We start from the raw sequence: 1,648 nt of genomic DNA on the forward strand, positions 1-1,648 counted from the left end.
GACCCGGTCGGCTCGACCGCGTCGGCATCGCGCTCCCTTGACCCGCTTTTCGCGAAAGCGGACGGGCTCCGAAACCCCCGCCCCGGAGCCCGTCTGGGAGTGGCTGACGCATGCCGGCACAGCCGCCTCCGACGCCTTGCCAGCGTCGATCCGCCGATCGGCCGCCCGGCACGACGACGCATTAGCATGACCTAACGTCAGCCTATGTGAAGCTGTTCACAATGCTGGCGCTGTCAGCCTTCCCAGTCGACCGGGATCATGCCGAGCCGCTCGTAGAGCCTGAAGGCCGCCGTGTTCTTCACCGTGTTGGTCTTGAGATCGACATGCGTCGCCCCGCGCTCGCGAAAAGTCAGGAATATGTGCCGCATCAGCGCCTCGCCGAGGCCTTGCCGTCTGGACTCCGGATGGACGGCAAGGTCCTTGACGAAACCGGACGCCCAGCAGAGTGCTGTGCCCGCAAGCAAGCCCTTGCCGTCGATTGCCAGGAAACAGAGGGCGGGGTCGAATTCCGCATCGCCGGCAATGCGCGGCCACCAGTCGTCGAACGGCCCGTCGGCGCCGTCGTCGAACACCTCTTGCAGAAGCGCGTGCAAAGCCTGCGCGTCACGATGCTCGAAGGCGCGCATGACAAAGCCCTCCGGCCAATGCGGCGCGGTGAGCGTATCGTCGAGCAGCTTGCGCAGGCGGACGTCGTTGGGAGCCGGCGGGCGGGGCGTCGTGTTCTGATGCATGGCGCTGTCTCGGAACGCCGCGCGGATCGTCCGGTCAGGCGTCGGGCTGCAGACGCCGCCGCTTGCGGTCGACGCCAAGGCCCGTCGCCTCGAGCAGGCCCTTGCGCTTGGCGTCGTAGTAGTAGCCGGTCTGGTAGAGCGTGTCGGCCCGCTTGGCGTTGCCGCCCGAAACCAGCCAGGCGCCGCGCAGATATTTCACCGCGTATTTGAGGTTGGTCTCGGCGTCGAACAGGCCGGCCGCGGGCCCGTCATAGCCCATGCCGCGCGCCGTCGCGTGCTTGATCTGCATCAGGCCCCAATGGCCGTGATTGTAGGCTTTCGGGTTGAAGGTGCTCTCGCGGTTCACGACATGGCGCACCAGCTCGACCGGCACTTCATAGATCGCAGAATATTTCTCAATCAGCCGCTCGATCTCGCCGCGCGGGCCGCTGGCATGCTGCTCGGGCTGGCCGGGTGCCGCCAGCAGAGCCGGGTTTCCCGGAACCACATAGGCGGCCTGCTGGACGCCCGGCATCGGGGCGACTTTCGCCGACTGGCCGGTGACCGGCATTGCCATGCCCGCGGTCGTGTAGACCGCCGCTTGCTTGATGGATCCTGGACTGGTCGGCGAGCCGCCGGCCGTCAGCACCGGCGGCGGCGGAAACTGGCCGGCCATCGGCGTCGCTCCGGCGAAGGCCGCGGGCTGAGCCAGCGTCGCGCCGGGCTGGACGGGCGGCGGCAACAGCGCGCCTTGCGTCGCGGGCGCGCCCGGCGCGGTCGCCATGGCGACGGCATCGCCTGCGAGCGCCGCGGTCTGCACCTGCGCGAGGCCGGAAGGCTCCGGCAGCACGGCCACCGTTTCCGGCAGGGCAAGGGTCGGCGTATCGTCCGCGACGGCAGGCGTAGAGGCTGCCGCAAGCGCGGGCGCGGCCTTCATC

At 69.0% G+C, this 1,648-nt stretch carries 2 protein-coding genes; both read right to left on the bottom strand.

Annotated features, from left to right (window positions below):
- Window positions 1–233 precede the first annotated feature (233 nt).
- The gene (locus EOD07_RS33645) at window positions 234–731 is read right to left on the bottom strand and encodes an N-acetyltransferase (protein ID WP_127238278.1); all 498 of its coding nucleotides are present in this window, start codon (window positions 729–731) and stop codon (window positions 234–236) included.
- A 34-nt stretch (window positions 732–765) separates the two neighbouring features.
- On the bottom strand, window positions 766–1,648 hold an 883-nt coding region (locus EOD07_RS33650; protein ID WP_082369995.1), incomplete at its 5' end, for a lytic transglycosylase domain-containing protein.

This window comes from Mesorhizobium sp. M2C.T.Ca.TU.002.02.1.1, from assembly GCF_003997225.1.